Source organism: Rhodococcus sp. NPDC059968 (assembly GCF_042738615.1).
Classification (GTDB): Bacteria; Actinomycetota; Actinomycetes; order Mycobacteriales; family Mycobacteriaceae; genus Rhodococcus_F.
In genome coordinates this window covers 1-1,401 of record NZ_JBHWUE010000276.1, presented here as the reverse complement: position 1 = coordinate 1,401, position 1,401 = coordinate 1, and the positions used below count along the sequence as shown (strand labels likewise).

The following is a 1,401-nucleotide window of genomic DNA, read 5'->3' as shown; positions in this document are numbered from 1 at the left end:
CACCAACTTAGGTAATACACCCCGACCACACCAAAACCAGCTCCCACCAGCGCTAATCGCACCGAAGCCACAGCTATCTAGGAAACTCCCGCTAGGGGAGCCGCCGATCCCCGAGCGGTATGAGGTGCCGGAGCCGACGGCGCGGCTGGTCAACGACCGGCGTGCCGCGGGAGGTCGCGTCATCGCGGTCGGCACCACCGTGACCAGGGCCCTCGAGACCCAGGCCAGTTCGGACGGCACGGCGGTGGCGGGCACCGGCTGGACGGATCTGGTGCTGAGCGCGGGGAGGCCGACCCGGGTGGTGGACGGCCTGATCACGGGCTGGCACGCGCCGGGGGCCTCGCACCTGATGCTGCTCGAATCGGTGGTGGGGGAGGCCGCCGTCCGTCGCGTCTACGACGAGGCGCTTGCCCGCGGCTACCTGTGGCACGAGTTCGGAGACAGTGCGCTCTTGCTGCGACGGTGACGCGATCGAGGTTCTCGACAGCGGCGCTGTGTGCGAGTTGACTGAAGTTGGTGATCTCGGCAAATCAGAAGGGATCACGGAGGACAGGACGTCGTCATGAACATGGGAAAGAAGATCCGGCACAAGGTCGAAACCGCCGAAGGCGCCGCCAAGAAGGCTGTCGGCAAGGCCACCGGAAACGCCCACCTCGAAGGCGAGGGGAGCAAGGAGCAAGCCAAGGGCAATACCAAGCAAATGGGAGACAAGGTCAAGGACGCGGGCAAGAAGATCAAGAACGCCCTCAAACATTGATCGAACCTCGGTGAGTTCCGGGCTATTCGTTCGACAGCAGCGGCCCCAGCGGTCCGAGGTCGATGTTCAGGTCCTCGGGCGTGAGATCGAAATGATCACGCAACTCTGCCATCCGCTCCTCGAGCAGCATGAGCGTCGTGCCGATGCGTTCGATCTGCTCGTCGCTGAGATCGCCGTGCTCGACTCGGCGCAGCGCCTGCCGTTCCATCAATTGACGTAATAGTTCGACGATCGTCAGGACCAGGGTGACCAGGCCCTTCTCGACGGATTCGGGGTCGGCGTCGATTCTCTGCGGCAGAACCCGGCGACCGATGTCGGTCGGTTCATTCGAATCATCGGGCTCGGACTCAGTCATCGGCGGGCTCCTGCCCGACCGGGTCGGGAACGAGTGCGCTGACCGATGCGATGAGTGTGCGCAGCGAGATTCGGACCATGTCGACGTCGGCGAGCGACAGGGTGATCTCACCGGTGATGACGACGCCACCGCCGAGCACCCGATCGAGCAGGTCGACGAGCGCGATGCGGCGAGTGTCGTCCGCGGGGACCATCTCGCTCACTGGTGCACCATCCTTGTGTCGGTGGTTTCAGATGGACTGCCGATGCACCCGAGGTGCCGCCGGGTCACTGCCCTGCTCGCTTGACAC

Annotated in this window: 4 protein-coding genes; 2 read left to right on the top strand and 2 right to left on the bottom strand. The window is 64.5% G+C overall.

From position 1 onward, the window contains the following. On the top strand, positions 1-466 hold a 466-nt coding region (locus tag ACFWAY_RS53815), incomplete at its 5' end, for an S-adenosylmethionine:tRNA ribosyltransferase-isomerase (RefSeq protein WP_378516545.1). 96 nt (positions 467-562) lie between these two features. Then, the gene (locus ACFWAY_RS53810; RefSeq protein ID WP_378456908.1) at positions 563-757 is read left to right on the top strand and encodes a CsbD family protein; all 195 of its coding nucleotides are present in this window, start codon (positions 563-565) and stop codon (positions 755-757) included. Between the two features lie 22 nt (positions 758-779). On the opposite strand, the gene ACFWAY_RS53805 is transcribed toward ACFWAY_RS53810, so the two are convergent. Next, positions 780-1,112: a gas vesicle protein K gene (locus ACFWAY_RS53805; RefSeq protein ID WP_378456909.1), complete on the bottom strand. Its 333-nt coding sequence runs from the start codon at positions 1,110-1,112 to the stop codon at positions 780-782. After that, complete coding sequence (locus ACFWAY_RS53800) at positions 1,105-1,314, bottom strand: gas vesicle protein (RefSeq protein ID WP_378456910.1); 210 nt, start codon at positions 1,312-1,314, stop codon at positions 1,105-1,107. The genes ACFWAY_RS53805 and ACFWAY_RS53800 overlap by 8 nt, the downstream gene beginning before the upstream one ends. Positions 1,315-1,401: the final 87 nt, after the last annotated feature.